The organism is Clostridium sp. KNHs216 (genome assembly GCF_006714885.1).
In the GTDB taxonomy this organism is placed as follows: Bacteria; Bacillota; Clostridia; order Oscillospirales; family Acutalibacteraceae; genus Caproiciproducens.
In genome coordinates this window covers 1,747,229-1,764,396 of sequence record NZ_VFMF01000001.1, presented here as the reverse complement: position 1 = coordinate 1,764,396, position 17,168 = coordinate 1,747,229, and the positions used below count along the sequence as shown (strand labels likewise).

16 protein-coding genes are annotated in these 17,168 nt (G+C 51.5%); 13 read left to right on the top strand and 3 right to left on the bottom strand.

What is annotated here, in order from left to right:
• Position 1: 1 nt before the first annotated feature.
• The 13 genes from LY85_RS08520 (at position 2) to LY85_RS08460 (ending at position 12,392) form a co-directional block, all read left to right on the top strand.
• Positions 2-1,180, top strand: a complete 1,179-nt coding sequence (locus LY85_RS08520) for a hypothetical protein (protein ID WP_042082237.1) — start codon at positions 2-4, stop codon at positions 1,178-1,180.
• A gap of 5 nt (positions 1,181-1,185) precedes the next feature.
• A complete protein-coding gene (locus LY85_RS08515; protein ID WP_243122514.1) occupies positions 1,186-2,310 on the top strand; it encodes a mandelate racemase/muconate lactonizing enzyme family protein in 1,125 nt (374 codons plus the stop codon).
• A gap of 23 nt (positions 2,311-2,333) precedes the next feature.
• A complete protein-coding gene (locus LY85_RS08510) occupies positions 2,334-3,779 on the top strand; it encodes an aldehyde dehydrogenase family protein (RefSeq protein WP_141826295.1) in 1,446 nt (481 codons plus the stop codon).
• 4 nt (positions 3,780-3,783) lie between these two features.
• On the top strand, positions 3,784-4,731 hold the full coding sequence (locus LY85_RS08505; protein ID WP_185741163.1) for a sugar phosphate isomerase/epimerase family protein: 948 nt from the start codon (positions 3,784-3,786) through the stop codon (positions 4,729-4,731).
• Positions 4,732-4,747: 16 nt separating this feature from the next.
• Positions 4,748-5,626, top strand: a complete 879-nt coding sequence (locus tag LY85_RS08500; RefSeq protein WP_141826293.1) for an N-acetylneuraminate lyase — start codon at positions 4,748-4,750, stop codon at positions 5,624-5,626.
• A 10-nt stretch (positions 5,627-5,636) separates the two neighbouring features.
• Positions 5,637-6,917 carry a class II aldolase/adducin family protein gene (locus tag LY85_RS08495; RefSeq protein ID WP_141826292.1) on the top strand — a complete coding sequence of 427 codons (1,281 nt, stop codon included), beginning with the start codon at positions 5,637-5,639 and terminating at the stop codon, positions 6,915-6,917.
• Between the two features lie 16 nt (positions 6,918-6,933).
• A complete protein-coding gene (locus LY85_RS08490) occupies positions 6,934-7,389 on the top strand; it encodes an RpiB/LacA/LacB family sugar-phosphate isomerase (RefSeq protein WP_141826291.1) in 456 nt (151 codons plus the stop codon).
• Between the two features lie 14 nt (positions 7,390-7,403).
• Positions 7,404-7,865: an RpiB/LacA/LacB family sugar-phosphate isomerase gene (locus tag LY85_RS08485; protein ID WP_185741162.1), complete on the top strand. Its 462-nt coding sequence runs from the start codon at positions 7,404-7,406 to the stop codon at positions 7,863-7,865.
• A gap of 57 nt (positions 7,866-7,922) precedes the next feature.
• A complete protein-coding gene (locus LY85_RS08480; protein WP_185741161.1) occupies positions 7,923-9,398 on the top strand; it encodes a rhamnulokinase family protein in 1,476 nt (491 codons plus the stop codon).
• 88 nt (positions 9,399-9,486) lie between these two features.
• A complete protein-coding gene (locus LY85_RS08475) occupies positions 9,487-10,215 on the top strand; it encodes an FCD domain-containing protein (protein ID WP_141826288.1) in 729 nt (242 codons plus the stop codon).
• 122 nt (positions 10,216-10,337) lie between these two features.
• Positions 10,338-11,354, top strand: coding sequence for a ribokinase (locus tag LY85_RS08470; protein ID WP_141828035.1), 1,017 nt, complete (start codon positions 10,338-10,340; stop codon positions 11,352-11,354).
• Between the two features lie 2 nt (positions 11,355-11,356).
• Positions 11,357-11,971 carry an SIS domain-containing protein gene (locus tag LY85_RS08465; protein WP_141826287.1) on the top strand — a complete coding sequence of 205 codons (615 nt, stop codon included), beginning with the start codon at positions 11,357-11,359 and terminating at the stop codon, positions 11,969-11,971.
• Positions 11,972-11,987: 16 nt separating this feature from the next.
• Positions 11,988-12,392 carry an RbsD/FucU family protein gene (locus LY85_RS08460; RefSeq protein WP_141826286.1) on the top strand — a complete coding sequence of 135 codons (405 nt, stop codon included), beginning with the start codon at positions 11,988-11,990 and terminating at the stop codon, positions 12,390-12,392.
• 360 nt (positions 12,393-12,752) lie between these two features.
• Here the strand turns inward: LY85_RS08460 and LY85_RS08455 are convergent, their stop codons facing one another.
• From LY85_RS08455 to LY85_RS08445, 3 genes are all read right to left on the bottom strand, one after another.
• Positions 12,753-13,883: a glycerate kinase gene (locus tag LY85_RS08455; RefSeq protein ID WP_141826285.1), complete on the bottom strand. Its 1,131-nt coding sequence runs from the start codon at positions 13,881-13,883 to the stop codon at positions 12,753-12,755.
• Positions 13,884-14,167: 284 nt separating this feature from the next.
• Complete coding sequence (locus LY85_RS08450) at positions 14,168-15,523, bottom strand: enolase C-terminal domain-like protein (protein WP_141826284.1); 1,356 nt, start codon at positions 15,521-15,523, stop codon at positions 14,168-14,170.
• Positions 15,524-15,685: 162 nt separating this feature from the next.
• Positions 15,686-16,909, bottom strand: coding sequence for a mandelate racemase/muconate lactonizing enzyme family protein (locus LY85_RS08445; protein ID WP_141826283.1), 1,224 nt, complete (start codon positions 16,907-16,909; stop codon positions 15,686-15,688).
• Between the last annotated feature and the right edge of the window lie 259 nt (positions 16,910-17,168).

Sequence of the window (17,168 nt, the reverse complement as noted above, 5' to 3'; positions counted from 1 at the left end):
TATGGGCACAAAAAAATTAGAAGGAGCAAAAAATCTGACCACTACGTTATACAAATCCAGCTTGTTTATTGAGCTGATCGTAGTTTTCGTACTGTTTCAGATTTTGACGGATGGAATATTCATTACCACGCGAAACCTGTCGAACCTGATGATGCAGGGCGTTACCTGTTCGCTGATCGCAGTAACGATGATGCTGGTCATCGTTTCCTGCAACGCCGATCTTTCTGCAGGCAGCGCGCTGGGGTGCATGGGTACTATTGCCGCCATTTTACAGGTGACCTTCGCGTGGGGAACCAATATGACCATCCTGGCGGTTTTCGCAAGTGCGATCGCCATCGGGCTTTGGCACGGATATTGGATCGCATACAAGAAACTGCCGGCGTTCATTGTGACACTGGCGACTCAATTGGTGTTGAAAGGGCTGATACTCCTGATTGGAAACGGCGCTTCTATCGGCCCGGTAAGCGAGTCGTTTTCATTGATGGGAAAAGCCTATTTACCGAATGTCTTTTTCAAAAACGCCGCGTTCAACGATCTGAGTCTTCTGATCACCATTGTACTGATTGCTCTTTACATCGTTTTTTCCGTTATCAATGAAAAAAAGAGAATCAGCCAGGGGCTGATCCAACCAAACTGGAAGAAAAAAATCGCCACTCTCAGCGCAATTTCAGTTGTCGCGTTTGGAATCGCGAGCATCTTTATTTTCTACAAGGGTTTTCCTTACGCAATCCTTATCCTGATAGCCCTTACAGCTTTGTTCCACTTTATTGTAAAAAACACCAAGTTCGGAAGATATGTTTTTGCAATCGGCGGGAATGCAGATGCAGCGAGGCTTTCCGGTATTAATATCGAACGTGTCACGATGGAGATTTTTATTCTGCACAGCATCGTGGTCGCACTTGCCAGTATTGTCTATCTGGGCCGCGTCGGTCAGGGAACCGCGTCAGCCGGCACGGGCTTTGAATTTACGGCGATTACAGGCTGTGTGGTTGGCGGAACCAGTATCATGGGCGGCCGCGGGAATGTAATAGGGGCGGTTATCGGAACCATGCTGATGGCAAGTCTCGACAACGGCATGAGCTTGCTGAATATGGGCCAGAGCAGCCAGTATATCATCAAAGGATTGGTACTTATGTTAGCCATTGCAATGGACGTTATTTCAAGAAATAAGAATGGATGAAGAAAATGGGTTACTATTTAGACAAAATTTCAAAGGTAGAGGTACATTTGGTGTCCGCACCGGTACAGGGGGGCTTCGCCGACGCAACAAGAAAAGTAGAAACAGTCGGATATACGGTTGTCGAACTGACCACGCAGAGCGGGATTACCGGCTTTGGGATCACCTACAATGAAGTGGGCGGGGAAGCGACAAAGCTTCTGATCGAAAAAAATATTGCACCGAAGCTCATTGGACGCGACCCTTTTGAGACCGAGGCTGTCTGGAACGAGATGGTCGCTTATCTCAGGGGTGTGGGACGGAAAGGCCTGATGTTCTGTGCCCTCAGCGCGGTAGACATTGCACTGTGGGACATCAAGGGGAAAATGCTTGATATTCCGCTCTACAGGCTGTTCGGCGGGAATGATCCCAAAGTTCCGGTATACGGAAGCGGAGGATGGACGTCGTATACGGACGAACAGCTGGTAGAAGAAATGGTCAGCCTGGTGAAAGATGACCGTTACAACATGATCAAGTTTAAAGTGGGCGTCGAGGGCGGACGCAATATCAATCGGGATGTTCAGCGGGTCGCAAAGGTGAGAGAGGCGGTTGGGCCGGACATCGGAATCCTGCTCGACGCCAACAACTGCTGGGATGCGGCGACCGGCGTCAGGTTTGCCAATATGGCAAGGGAATACGATATTATGCTGCTTGAGGAACCGGTTTTCGCTGACGATATCCCCGGCCTAAAACGGTTCAAAGAGGGAACGGATGTGCCTCTTGCGTCCGGTGAACATGAATACACGAAATACGGGTGCAGGGATCTTGTGCTGAACAATGCGGCCGATTTTGTCCAGATTGACGGAACAAGGACCGGAGGCTTTACCGAAATGCTGAAGATCGCGGCGATCACGCAGGCGTGGAACCTGAAGTTTGCGCCGCATGCCATGGAAAATATCCATATCCATCTGGTCAGCGCCTATGCAAACGCGCCGTTCCTTGAAAGGCTGAAGCTGTTCGAAAAAATCACGGCGGATGTTTATGTGGACGCGCCGGTTCCCGTAGACGGGTATATGACAATTCCCGACCTGCCGGGACTGGGGCTGAAGCTGAACAGGGACTTTATCAAAGAGCACGAATGTAAAATCTTTTAAATAATCAATTTGAGGTGAAATTTATGAAAATGCTAATGGACGGAAAATGGGTGGACTCGTCGGACGGTGCCGTGCAGAATGTGATCAACCCGGCAAACGGGGAGATTGTCGACACGGTGCCCAGCGCCACAAGGGAAGATGTGACCAGAGCGATCGACCTTGCCGAGAAGGCGCAGCCCGCCTGGGCTAAGATGCCTGTCAGGGAAAGATGCAAAATCCTGAGAAAGTTCTCCGCGGCCTGTATTGAGAAAAGGATGGAGCTGGGGAAAATCCTTTCCAAGGAAACCGGGAAACCGTATCTGGCGGAATCCGTGTGGGAATTTGACTCGGTTGCCTATGTGTTCGACGGAGCGTGTGAAATCGCAATGCACCACTACGGAAAAACGTTGCCGATCGCGACCGAACCTGGCTACGATACGGATGTCCAATTTACGGTAAATGAGCCGCTGGGTGTGATCGCCTGCATTATCCCCTATAATTTCCCGGCGGCTCTTTGGGCATTTAAGGTCGCCGCGTCCCTTGCGGCCGGAAACGCGGTGGTCATCAAAGCTCCGTCCTATGATCCCATGGCGGTACTCACAATGAGCAAAATGCTGGTAGATGCGGGCGTTCCGGGCGGTGTGGTAAACTGTCTGACCGGAAAAGGCAGCCTGGTGGGCGACTGGCTCGTGGACGATTTTCGGATTGCGTCGGTCAACTTTACCGGCAGTACGGAAACCGGCATCAGCATTGCCAAAACAGCCGCGAAGCATCTGACCGGTTACCAGTTTGAGCTGGGTGGAAACGATCCGTTCATCGTGTGTGAGGACGGCGATTTGGAGCTTGCGCTGAGAGAGGCGGGGGACAAGGCGAGGAACGCCGGCCAGTGCTGCAGTGCAGCCAAACGCTTTATTATACACAATTCGCTGAAAGAGGAGTTTTGCCGGCGCCTGGTCGACGAATATCTCAAACCGCTGGTTCTGGGCGACCCGTTTGACCCCAAAACGACGATGGGCCCTGTAATCAGTGAAGCGATGGCGAAAAAAGTTGTCTCCCAGATCGAGAAGACAGTCGAACAGGGCGCAAAGGTCTACTATGGCGGCAAACGAAGCGGCGCTTTTGTGGACCCGACCGTGCTGGTGGATGTAACCGATCAGATGGATATCACCAAAAACATGGAGGTGTTCGGCCCTGTGTGGCCGGTGATCGGGTTTGATACGGTGGAAGAGGCCATCCGTCTTGCCAACCTTACCGATTACGGCCTGTCGTCCGGCGTGTTTACCAAAGATATGAAGACGGCGGCAAAGTTCTGCCGCCAGATTAAAGCCGGATATGTGGCGGTCAACGGCTCGGGTGGATTCCGTGCGGCGGAACTGCCGTTTGGCGGCGGAAAGAAGTTGACCGGAAACAGCCGTGAAAGCCTGATGACGCTCATGGATGAGGTCACACAGAAGAAATCCATTATCTTACGCTATATTCTGGAGGACTAAATCTTTGTCAGAAAAACCTCTGCTGTTCTTTTCAGCGGCAGAGGTCGGTCTGACTGTCAGACGGGTGGAAGCTATGAAATTTGGAATACATTATATTTATTGGCGCAATGACCTGAAATGCAGAAGCTATACGCCCTATGTCGAACGGGCAAAAAAAAGCGGGTTCGATGTTTTGGAGATCGGCGATTACCTTTTCTTTGACCTGACTGGTGCTCAAATCGAGGAACTGGCGGCAGCGGCCAGAGAATACGATGTAGAGCTTGCCCTTGGACTTGATCCGCCGCAGGATGCCGCCCTCAGCGACGATGATCCGGCGGTCAGAGAAAAGGGAATCCGTTTTTATTCCGATATTTTTCCAAAGCTCAACAAGCTGGGAATCAAAGGAATCGGCGGGAATATGCTGAATGCGCCCTTCCGGCCTCCTTTTTCCGATCATCACCAGCGCGAATGGGCCAATGCAGTGCTGGCTTTACGGGAAATCTGCCGGCGTGCTGCCGATTACGGCCTACAGGTCAACTGCGAAATCGTTAACCGATATGAAGGCCATATCGCCAATACGGCTATGGATGCCAGAAAGCTGCTGGACGAAGTGGGCCTGTCCAATGCGAAGATGACACTGGACTCATTCCATATGAACGTAGAGGAATCCAGTTTTGCCAATGCCATCTTCGACGCGGGAGACCGTCTGGGACATTTCCATCTGGAAGAGAACCACCGGGGACTGCTCGGCACGGGACATCTTCCGCTGTATGAAATCCGGGACGCGCTGAGAAAGATCAACTACCAGGGGATCCTTACCATGGAAAGCCTGGTTCGTGCCGGGGGAGAACTGGGCGACTGCGCGCGGATCTGGCGCGATTTGACAGGATGGGCGGATGAGGAAACACTGGACCGAAATGCAAAAGCGTCCGTTGAGAGCATGAGATACCTGTTTTCACAGGGAACCTTGTAATTAAGGAGAAGAATCAATGGAAAAAGGAATTTATCCCGCACTGATCACACCTTTTAACCGGGACGGCAAGATTGATTTTTCGGCCCTGAACGAAGTGGTCGATCAATTGATCGGACGCGGGGTTGCAGGCTTCTATGTGTGCGGAAGCACCGCCGAAACGATGCTTCTTAGCCTGGACGAGCGCAAAAAAATTCTTGAATCGGTTGTGAACCGGGTTTCCGGACGCGTAGATATCGTAACGCACATCGGCGCACAGTATACCCCGGATTCCATTGAGCTGGCAAGGCACGCCGGTTCGGTGAGAGGGGTCAGCGCGGTTTCCTCCCTGCCGCCGATCTATTTCAAGTATACGGCGGAGGAACTGGCCGCCTATTTCCGGGAAATAGCGGATTCTTCCGAACTGCCTCTCATTGTGTACAACGCGCCGGCGCTGGCGGGAGTGGAATTCAAGAAGGAAAACCTCGGGAATATTTTCAGCCATCCTAAAATTGCAGGAATGAAGTACACCTCCTACGACCTTTTCGGTATGCAGCGGGTTATTTCCGCCTATCCGGATAAGCTCATCATCAACGGCCATGATGAACTGTTCCTCAACACCCTTCCGTTCGGCCTGAAATACGCGATTGGAAGCACTTTTAACTTCATGCCGGAAAAATTCACGGCAATCCGCGACTGCTACGAAAAAGGAGACCATGCGGCCGCGTATGCCATTCAGGATGAAGTGAACGAGATCATTGAAGGCCTGATTAAGGTCGGGGTGTTCCGGGGAGTCAAAGGAATGATGAAGGTCCTGGGGCTGCCCGTGGGCGATTGCCGCAGGCCGTTCAGCCCCCTGAGCGGGGATGAATTGGACTTTTTGAGCAGACTGGCCGAAAAATGCAAGAGATTTAATTAGGAGAATACATATGAATGCAAAATGGATCCATCCTGCAGACTTAATCTGCATGGTGATGCAGCGAATTTACGACCGTGGCCTGACGACCCTGACGGGAGGGAATCTTTCGGTCATGGATGATGAAGGGGTAATGTGGGTTTCGCCGACCAATGTGGACAAAGGATCGCTTACGAGGGACGACATCGTGAGAGTCTATCCGGACGGTCATTTTGAGGGAAAGCACAGGCCGTCCTCTGAATACCGGATCCACCATAGAATTTTGAAAGAACATCCGAATTTTCGCGCCGTCCTTCACGCGCATCCTCCCGCTCTGGTTACCATGAGCGTTCTGCACGAGGTTCCCGACACAAAGCTTACCGTTGCGGCTTATGAAGCTGCGGGCGAAGTCGGTCTTGCGGAATACGGCATGCCGGGCACGCTGAAGCTGGTAGAATGCGTAGGGAATGTATTCAGCTGCGGCTACAGCGCTGCGGTCCTGAAGAACCATGCTACTTTTCTGGCGAGCCAGGTGGACCTGTTCGACGCGTTCCGGCGCTTTGAGCAATTCAACAGTACCGCAGAGCTGCAATTAAACGCCGGTACCCTTGGCTGTCTGAAGAGTTTGACCAAACCGCAGATCGATGCGTATGAAGCCTCCGTCAAAAAGTACGCGGAGGCGGAATTCAGCGTTCGTTCGGAGGCGGAGCTTGCGCTGCGCCGGGACCTAACCGTAATAGCACGCCGCGCTTATGCTAAAGGACTCTTTACGGGAATGTTCGGTTCCGTTTCCGCCCGGACGGATGGAAACAATTTTATCATCAATCCCCGCTGCAGAGACAATGCCTGTCTTTCGGAAAGCGATTTTGTCAGGGTGGAAGAGGGGAAATGCGAAAGGGGCAAGACCCCCGACGACACCGCGGAAGTTCATCAGGCAATATACCGGAACAATCCGGACGTCAATTCGGTGATTGTTGCGGCTCCGGTCTGCGCCGCGTCGTTTGCCGTGTGCGATAGGGCTTTTGACGTAACCATCATTCCGGAATCCTATGGGGTGCTGAGAAATTCTGTCAGAATCCCGTTTGAAGCGCTGGTCAAGGACAAGGAGTCCATTGGCAGAACGATGAGCCTGGAGCATCCGCTTGGCATTATCGATCATTTGGGGATTGTGCTGGCGGGGCCGTCCCCTCTGTATGCCTTTGATAAATTGGAGGTGGCAGAGTTCACCGCGGTTTCCATCCATCAGGCCATTCGGAGCGGGAAAGAAATCAAAAGTATGACGAAAGAACAGCTGGAAGAGGCTGACAGCCAATAAAAAGGAGGAGACTCAATTGAGACTTGGAATCAAAGTGATCATGGGCTGTGACATTGCAGCACACGACATGAAGGAAGAGGTTATCGCTATTCTGCGGAAGAAGGGATACGATGTCACCGATGTCGGAACCTCCGGACCCGACCGTGGAGATTTTTCCGACGCTGCCGAACTGGTGGCAAACGGGATTCAGAGCGGGGAGTATCAAAGAGGGGTGCTGATTTGCGGTACCGGGATCGGTATGTGCATAGCCGCGAATAAATTTCATGGCGTGCGCGCGGCGCTGGCTTACGACGTGTTCCCCGCGGCCCTTGCCAGTGCGGACAACAACACGAATGTGCTGTGCACCGGCGCGTGGGTGATGGAATCGGCCGAAAAGTGCGCCAAAATGATCGAGACCTGGCTGCTGGTCCAGTATACGGGCCGCGATGTCGAGGGGATGGAAAGAGCCTCGGTAATTGAAAATCAGTATTGATGGGAGGAATGGAAATGAGTGATAAATTAAAGGTGATCATCGGATGCGACGGGAGCGGATATCCTCTGAAAGCGGCCATTGTCGAGGCCCTTATTCAGGATGGCTATGAGGTCAAAGACGTTGGCAGCCGTGCCGACAACACCGGCTATTATCTGGACGCCGCCGAGCCCGTGTGCAAGGGAGTTCAGGCGGGAGAGTACGACCGGGGCATCCTGGTCTGCGGTACCGGTCAGGGAATGAATATCTCTGCAAATAAATTCACCGGGATCCGTTCCGCCATCTGTTATGATATATTTACTGCCAAGATGTCCCGTGCGGACAATAACGCCAACGTGCTTTGCACCGGCGCGTGGCTGATGAAGCCGGAAGACGGGATAAAGATGGTACGGGTCTGGCTGAATTCCGACTATTACGACACCAATATCTACGGACTTGACAGAATTAAAAAGTTTGAGGCGGAGCGCAAAAGCAAATAAAGAATCATCATGATGCGGGGCGCGTTCCGAAAGGGGCGCGGCCGCAGCGGAGGCAATATGAAGACTTTGAATTTTTTGGCGATGGATTATGGGGCGAGTACCGGGCGGGGCATTGTAGGCGAGTTCGACGGCGACCGGGTCTGTCTCAGGGAAGTGCACCGCTTTGCCAATTACTTTGTAGACAACAACGGCACCTATTACTGGGACGTGTTTCGGCTGTTTCATGAAATGCAGCAGGCTATTTCAAAGGCCGGTTCAGATCTGGGCCCGGCAGCGGTCAGCAGTGTCGGGATCGACACCTGGGGGACCGATTATGGACTGATCGACAAAAACGGCCAGCTGCTTGGAAACTGCCGCTGCATGAGAAATGCGGGCGGTGAAGTGGTGGCGCAGTGTGAAAAAAAGATCAGTGTCCGGGAGCTTTTTGACAGAACCGGAATCCAGATGATCTATGGCAACACCGTATTTCAGCTCTATGAAAGGCTCCTAAACGGCGATCCGGCGCTGGCCCATGCGGATAAAATGCTGATGATGCCGGACTTGCTCGCGTATTTTCTCACAGGCAACAAGTTCAACGAATACACCATGGCGACGACATCCATGCTCTATAGCCCCGGAAAACGGGCGTGGGACTGCGAAATTGCCGACATTATCGGAATCCCGAATAAAATCTTCTGCGAAATCCTTATGCCTGGAAAGGACCGTTTCCCAGTACGCGGGGAGCTTTGTGAACAGGCCGGAGTACAGACACTGTCATATGTCCCCGTGGGAACGCACGACACGGCGTCTGCGGTGGCCGCGATTCCGCTGGAGGAGGATGTGGCGTTCTGCTCCAGCGGCACCTGGTCGATCTTCGGGATAGAATCCGACCGTCCCGTACTGTCTGAGGAAGCGTTTCAGGCGAATTTTTCCAACGAAGGAACGGCGGACGGGAAAATCAGACTGGTAAAGAATATCATGGGCATGTGGATTTTACAGCAATGTGTATCGGAATGGGCGAGGCAGGGGATTTCCCTTACCTGGGACGAGATCGTCCAGAAAGCATCCGAGGCGGCTCCTTTTCAATGCTTTATCAATTCGGAAGAACTTGAGTTTTACAATTCCGGCAATATGATAAAACGAATTCAGGCATTTTGTAAAAGGACGAATCAATATATTCCGCAGACGGTGGGCGAAATTGCCCGCTGCGTATACGAAAGCCTGGTCATGCGCTACCGGTATACGCTGGATCAGATGGAGGCTGTCACCAAGCGGAGGATCAAAGCGCTGCATATTGTCGGCGGGGGAAGCCGGAACAACATGCTGAATCAGTTCGCCGCCAATGTCATCAACCGGCCGGTGTACGCGGGACCTGTGGAAAGTGCATGTATTGGGAACGTTCTGGTACAGGCCAGTGCCTTTGGAGAAATTTCAGGACTGAACCAGCTGCGTGAAACCGTAAAACGCTCTTTTTCGATTGCAGAATTCCAGCCGCAGGATTACGATCAATGGCAAGAGGCATATCGAAAATATGAATCTATTCTTGGATATTGACCAAAGTGATTGACAAATTACCTAAAACGCTATAAAATTAATAATTAATTGATTATTAAGAATAAAAAAACCATGGTAGTGAGGAATTATGAACAGGTTACATCCCGATGAAAATACTCTGAATGCTCAAATCTCATCCCTTGTTGTAGATTGTATCGAAACGGGCGAGAGACTTCCCACAGAAGAAGAAATGATGGAGAAGTTTAACGTGAGCAGAACGCAATTGCGCAAGGAACTCAATATTTTTGAGGCAAATGGAATTATTGTCTCTCAGCAGGGGAGCGGACGCCATGTACAGGCGCCGGATATCGGTGCGCAGATTGTCGGCACGTGGTCGCTCTTAATACAGGCGAAGCCGGCACTGCTGCTCGACCTGATGGAAATCCGTTCCATGCTTGAAATTAGTACGATCCCAATGGTGCTTGAAAAGATTACGATCGATCAACTGCACAGTCTTGCCTATCAAATCTCTGAGATGAAGCGAAAGGCAGAGCAGAAGAAGACCTTTGCTAAAAACGACAGGGAATTTCACCGGGTACTTTACCTATGTATGGACAATGTCCTGCTTTCACAGCTCATGGGGGCTTTCTGGGATTTGTATGATAAATCAAAGATCGAGTCCTATCACGAGGGACTTGTGGAGCTGGCGGCCCAGCACGAGGAAATGCTGGACGCGATTATCCACAAAGATGCCGAGAGGCTGAAGACCCTGATGAGAGAGCAGCATGAGGACGCCCGGTATCAGATTATTATGTCCCTTGTAAATTCCGACGGGGACAGCCGGGACGAACACAAACATTTGATATCAGGCGTCTGATTGCTTTTCTGCGGCGCATTTCGGCCAACGCCGTCGCTGAAAGGGTCGGCATCGGTCGGTTTACTTTTTGTGCGCTCGGCGTGGAAAACAGGCATACTGATCGATTGGAGATAAACATGAAGATACAGAAAAGGCCCAAAATACTGGTGGTAGGCAGCCTGGTGATGGACCTGATCGTCAGCACGAACAAATTTCCCAATGCGGGGGAAACGGTGCTCGGAAACTCTTTCCGTACCGCTCCCGGAGGAAAAGGCGCAAATCAGGCGGTGCAGGCGGCACGGCTGGGTGCCGATGTAACGATGGTGGGCAAGATCGGACAGGATGCTTTCGGGAAAAGCCTGATTGATTCCTGCAATAAGTCCGGCATTCATACCGAATTCATAGCAGTTGACACGGATATTTCGTCTGCAGTCGGAAATGTTCAGCTGGAAGTCGGTGAAAACGAAACGAGAAACAGAATTATTGTCGTTTCCGGCGCCAATATGGCCATAACCCCGGACGATGTCGCTTTCTTAAAGGATACGGTCAGCCGGTATGATCTTGTGATTTTGCAGTTGGAAATCCCGATGGAAATCAATGAAATCGTCGCGAAATATGCTTTTGACAAAGGGGTCCCGGTTATGCTCAATTCCGCTCCGTCTGCGCCTCTTTCCGATCATTTGCTTTCCTGCCTGACTTATATTTCACCCAATGAGCACGAGGCTGCCGATCTTACGGGAGTTCACATCCGCAAAGACGGCAAAACGGTGAATCAGGGCGACGTCAGCGAAGCGGTCGGAAAACTGCTTGCAAAAGGCGTTAAGAATGTGATTATTACCTTGGGCAGCGCGGGCGCTGTTGTGGCGAACCCGGAAGGATCGGTCTATGCTCCGTGTGTGGATGTGGTGGAGGTAAAGGACCCGACCGCCGCGGGCGATTCCTTTGTCGGCGCCTTTTCAACCGCCGTGTGTGTTGGATTGAATCATAAACAGGCGCTGGACTTTGCCAATTATACGGCTGCTCTTACGGTTTCTCAAATGGGTGCGCAGCCCTCCCTTCCTGAATTGGAAGCGGTTATCGGGCTTATGAGAAGCCAGCATTATAACGGATTTGAATTTTCATTATTGGATGTTTTAAAAACAGCGGGAAGGAGTGAATGAATATGATAGAACAGGAAAGCCGTCAGGCTTTACAGACTTTTGTTGATATTTCAAAAGAGGAATTCGATGCATTCAGCAAAATTGTAACAGAGGAAAGCTATGAACAGGCAGTCGAATTGATTTTGAGTGCGGAAAAGAACGGCAATCGGGTCCATATTACCGGAATCGGCAAGCCGGCCCATGTGGCGGTATACATAGCTTCTCTTTTGTCCTCTACAGGAACGCCGACCTATTTCCTTCACGGCACCGAAGCCGTTCACGGTTCCTGTGGCCAGCTTGTTCCAGGCGATGTCGTGATTTGCATTTCAAACAGCGGCGAGACCGCTGAGCTGAAAGCTACGGTTACCGCGGTTAAGAATAACGGATGCAAGGTGATTTCCGTAACAGGTAATCCGGATTCATGGCTTGCCAGAGAGGGCGACGTCCATTTGTTTGCGGGAGTCGGTCAGGAGGGCGATCCTCTGAACCGTGCACCGCGGGCTTCTATCCTTGCGGAGATCTTTGTTCTTCAGGGACTGAGCGTTGTGCTTCAAACTACCAGAGGGCTTACGCCAAATGAATATATCAAATGGCATCCGGGCGGCACTCTGGGAAATCTGAGAGAAAATGAAAAATAATCAGGAGGGAAGCGTTTTGCTGAAAACAGCTTGTATCAATCCGGATATCATGCGTAGTCTTTCTTTATGCGGACATGGAGATAAGATTTTGATTGCAGACGGCAATTATCCGCTTGACTCCAAAAGCGGAAACGCGGCGAAAGTTTATCTTGGCCTGACAAACGGTGTTCCGGAAGTGACTCAGGTGCTCGAAGTGCTCAGTCAGGTAGTCAATTTTGAAAAAGCCGAAGTCATGGAACCTGATGGAGGGCAAGTTCCCATTTTTAATGAGTTTCAAGATATTCTCAGCGGGATGGAACTGAGCCGTTTAAAACGGTTTGAGTTTTATGATGCCTGTTGTCAGTCAAATGTCCGTCTTGTCATTTCTACCGGTGAGAAGCGCACGTTTGCCAATATCCTTCTCACTGTCGCAGTGGCGTAGCAAATTTATAATGATATAAAAAACTGCCATATATGATTTAAATCTGCTGGCATTCAGGCTAATACAATGTTGCCCGGTTCCATCATGACCGGCATTTATAAGAGCGGGAACTTTCTGCATGGCCTTGGAGGATGTCCTCGATTAGCAAGCGGCTATTGATTTTCGTTCCCTCAGGACAAGCGGGAGTGGAGATCTCCTGGGCGGTGATATTAAGATCGTCAATGAGTTTATTTTTCTTTAATCTTTCGAATGCTTCGCCCTCCGGATTTTTTATAAACAGGCTCCTTCCTCCGTAACCAATGAATGCCCGAAATCTTTAGATTTCGGGCATTTTTACGGTCAGCATTTCCCACGGTGAAATCAGCAGCATTCCATGAGGCGCAGGATGTTGTCAAAGGTGTCCCTCAGGTCCTTGCGACTGCGGGTTTTGGCAATGGAAAAAGGAACCGCTACGCGGTTGATGCTGAAAACGGCGGAAACGCCCTGCTCATAGACGCTTTCTATGTCGTCCGCGATATCTCCCACCACTGCAACAAGGGGAACTCCCGCCTTTTTAGCGCGTCTTGCCACGCCAATCACGACTTTTCCGCGCAAGCTCTGAGCGTCTATTTTTCCTTCACCGCTGAACACCATGTCCGCACCCTGCAGCAGCTCCTCGAACCTCACGGTGTCGAGCACCGTTTCTATGCCCATCTGAAGACGGGAGCGGAAAAAGGCTGCCATGCCGCCGCCCATGCCGCCTGCCGCGCCCGCGCCGGGAAGATTCGAAACATCGGAATTCAGCTCGCGGCGGATCGTTTCGGCTGCGGCGCGGAGCTGCTTATCCAGAAATACCGTCATCCGGTCATCCGCTCCTTTTTGGGGGGCGAAGACGAAAGCGGCTCCGGTTTCCCCGTACAGCGGATTGTCAATGTCGCACATTGTGATGATTTCCGCCTCCCGAAGTTCGGGCAAAAGGCCGGAGCAGTCAATGTGTTCGATTTTGGAAAGGGTTCCCCCGGTGGGGACAAAGGCCGTGCCGGAGCTGTCCAGGAAACGGATTCCCGCCGCGGCGGCGGCTCCGGTGCCGAGGTCGTTCGTGGCGCTCCCTCCAAGACCTATAATGATTCTTTTACATCCGCGTTTCGCGGCGTCAGCCATCAGAAGGCCTACGCCGTAGGTCGTGGCTTTATCCGGCTCCAGCCGCCCGCCCGCGAGGGGAAGCCCGGCGCAGGCCGCCATTTCGATTACCGCGGTCCGACCGTTGTCTACAAGGCCGTAAAAACTGGTGATATCCTCCATATAAGGCCCTTTTGAGGGAACCGAAATCTTTTCGCCGCCCATGGCGGCCAGAAAGGCGTCAACGCTTCCTTCGCCGCCGTCGGCGACCGGGATCGCGACGACCTGTGCCGAGGGGTCGTGCTCGTGGATGCATTGTTCCATAACAGAGCAAATTTCCAGGGAGCTGAGCGTTCCCTTAAAGGAATCCGGGACCAGAATCAATTTTTTCATAAGTATTTTCCTTTCACCTGATTACAGGATGCTCCATTGACAAAGGGTTCCAATCTGCTCGCCGTTTGTGCCCTTTCCAGGAAAGGACGGATTATTAATGGCAATATACAAGAAGAAAAGCACGCGAATACTTGGTTGTATTTCGGACGCTGTCCGGACAAAGATGATAGGAATAAAAGCAGTGCCGGGTTTCCGGCACTGCTTTTATTATAAACGGGAAAGCGAACGGGTTTCACCCTGTCACGGGGCAGCCAGAGTCAACACCCCGCATTTAAAGAAATCGCTTACCTTACCAAAGCAGGCTTCTTGGGATCGAATTTCCAGTTAGGGATCAAATACTGCATCGCTGCGGCATCGTTTCGGTCATGGAACTCAATCTTATTGTAAAGCTCGTTTGCCGCCATAATTTTTTCCATATCGGGATGAATCCCAAGGCCGGGCGCTTTTGGAACTTCCAGATATCCGTCCCTGATTTCAGGAGTATTTTCACAGAGGTTCTGTCCGTCCTGCCAGATCCAGTGCGTGTCCAGAGGAGTGGGAGTTCCGGGCGCCGCAGCGGCGACATGGGCATAGACGGTCAGGGTGATGTCGAAATGGTTGTTGGAATGTGACCCCCAAGTCAGCCCCCAGTCGTTGAGAATCTGTGCCATTCTCACTGTGCCGTTCATTCCCCAGAAATGCGGGTCCGCCAGCACGATGTCAACGGATTTGAGTGCCGTCGCATGATAAAATTGCCTCCAGTCGGTCGCAATCATATTGGTTGCGACCGGAAGATGAGTCGCATTTTTAAACTCGCACATAATCTCACGGCTGCTGTAGCCGTTTTCGGGGCCGCATGGATCTTCGATATAGGTAAGGACATTCTTCATGTCACTGCACAGTCCGATCGCTTCCCGAAGGCCCCATGCACCGTTGGGATCGATATTGATTCTTGCCTCGGGGAAGTGCTTCTTCAGCGCTCGGATCGTCTCCATTTCCTTTTCCCCGTCCAGAACGCCGCCTTTCAGCTTAAAGTTGCGGAATCCGTATTTTTCCTGCAAAGCCTGAGCCTGTTCCACGATTTTGTCCGAAGTAAGCATCTCTGTCCGCCGCATCCGGTACCAGGGGTCTGTATGGCTGCTCTCATCCAGATAAGGCAGGCCTTTCGCTTTTTCTTTATTGGACACATAGAACAGGTAGCCTAATGTTTCAACCCGGTCCCTTTGCTTTCCTTCTCCCAAAAGCGCGCACATCGGCAATCCCAGATATTGTCCCAGCAAATCCAGGAGCGCACATTCGATCGCCCACTCTGATTTCACAACAAATTTCAGCTTGCTGATATCCAGCATCTGGATGCCTTCACCGTCGTCCCCCTCCCCCTTTTTGGTGCCGGAGGCCGCTTTGTGGATGCTGTCCAGAACGGAGCGATAGGTACAGATATCTTTTCCGACAACCAGTGGAATACAGCTTTCCAGAGCGGTACGGGTATACTCTCCTCCATGGATTTCTCCAATTCCGGTGTGCCCCGCATTATCGGTCAGAATAACCAGATTTCGTGTAAAATAGGGACCATGGGCACCGCTTAAGGTCATCAGCATACTGTCATATCCCGCTACCGGTATCACTTTCATAGAAGTAACGACTGGATTTCCGGTTTTCATTCACAATCTTCCTTTCATCTAACGAATTCACAGCAATTGTCTCTTGAACACGCAGTCCCGGAAACAGCTGGATTTTTTACCCCGATCACCAAAAAAGAATGGTATTGGCTGCGGACCGAGTTGGGATAAAGCGCCCCAAATCGTCGGGGACCCACCTTGGCCTTAACAGGTTTCACGGATAACAGCGTCCTGGCGCTGCTTGACTTCCGGAAGCAGGCTCGCCCCGATGCCTGGTGTTTCGGGCAGCTGAATCTTGCCGTCCTTTATGACGGGAAGGTCGGTTACGAGGTCTTTGTACCAGGTGGCGAGATTGGCCCGGACAACCTCTTGGAAAAGGCCCGCGGGAGAGTGCATCGAAAGCTGGATGCCGGCCCAGAGGACAATCGGTCCGGAGCAGTCATGAGGGGCAATCGGAATGGCATAGCTTTCCGCTAAAGCCGCGATTTTTCTGCCCTCGGTCAGCCCTCCGCACCATCCCAGGTCGAGCATCGCGTAATCAAACGTCCCCTGCGCGAACATTTGCCTGAACGTAACGGCTCCGGCCAGTGTTTCGCTTCCGCAAATCGGAACGTCTATTTTGCTCCGCAGGTAGTTGATCGATTGGATATCATCCATTTTGCAAATCGGGTCTTCGGCCCAGAAAATATTGTACTCTTCCAGGGCCTTGCAGATACGGATCGCGGCCGGAACGCTCCAAAGGCTATGCAGCTCGCACATGACCTCCATTCGGTCACCCACGGCCTCCCGTATCTTTCTAAACGGTTCCAAACCGGCCTTAAGGTCTTCCAGGGAAATCGTGTTTCCCTGCACCTTGGACGCAAAGGGGTCAAAAGGCCAGATCTTCATGACCTTATATCCTTCGGACAGCAGGTCCTCTGCTAATTTTCCCGCATCCCGGTTGAATGCGATTTGATCGTCATATGGCCCTCTCATTTCGTCCTGCGCACCGATTTTTCTTCGGGATGCCCCGGCGTTGTAGGCGCTGCTGCTTGTGTTGAAGGAATACCCCGCGCATGTATTATAGACAGGAATGGATTGTCTTGCCGCTCCTCCAAGCGCTTCATAGACGGGAATCCCCAGACGTTTTCCGAACAGATCCCAGAGGGCGATATCGATCGCGCTGGCCGCGCGTACTTCCGCGCCGGAGCTGTGGTATCCAACGTATGGGGTCGTCAGGGTACGCGAGATGAACTCGATTTGGCGGGAATCCTTCCCGATCAGCCAAGGCCCAAGTTCGCCGTGAATGACCCCTTCGACTGCAGCCGTTCCCCTGAAAGCTTCTCCCAATCCAACCAGACCCTCGTCGGTTTCTATTTCTATCCAAATGATGTTAGGCATGCCTTGTAAGCGGATGGTTCTGATTTTCTTTATTGTTGATGATGACATACAGATGTACCTCCCAAACTGGTCAAACAATTTCCCCTGCGGCTCCGATTATTTGCTCAATTATAGATAGTATGAATAGCTGATCCACAGAATTTTTATGCCATTTGTCCAGATCACAAAACGAGTATACATTTCACCGAAGACCATGTCAAGGTTTGTTAGGAACCTAAAACCCTTGCTAATACAATAATAATTACTGATATTTATTCTAAAATACATAATAATAATGTATAAAATTTATACAAAATGCTATACGGGA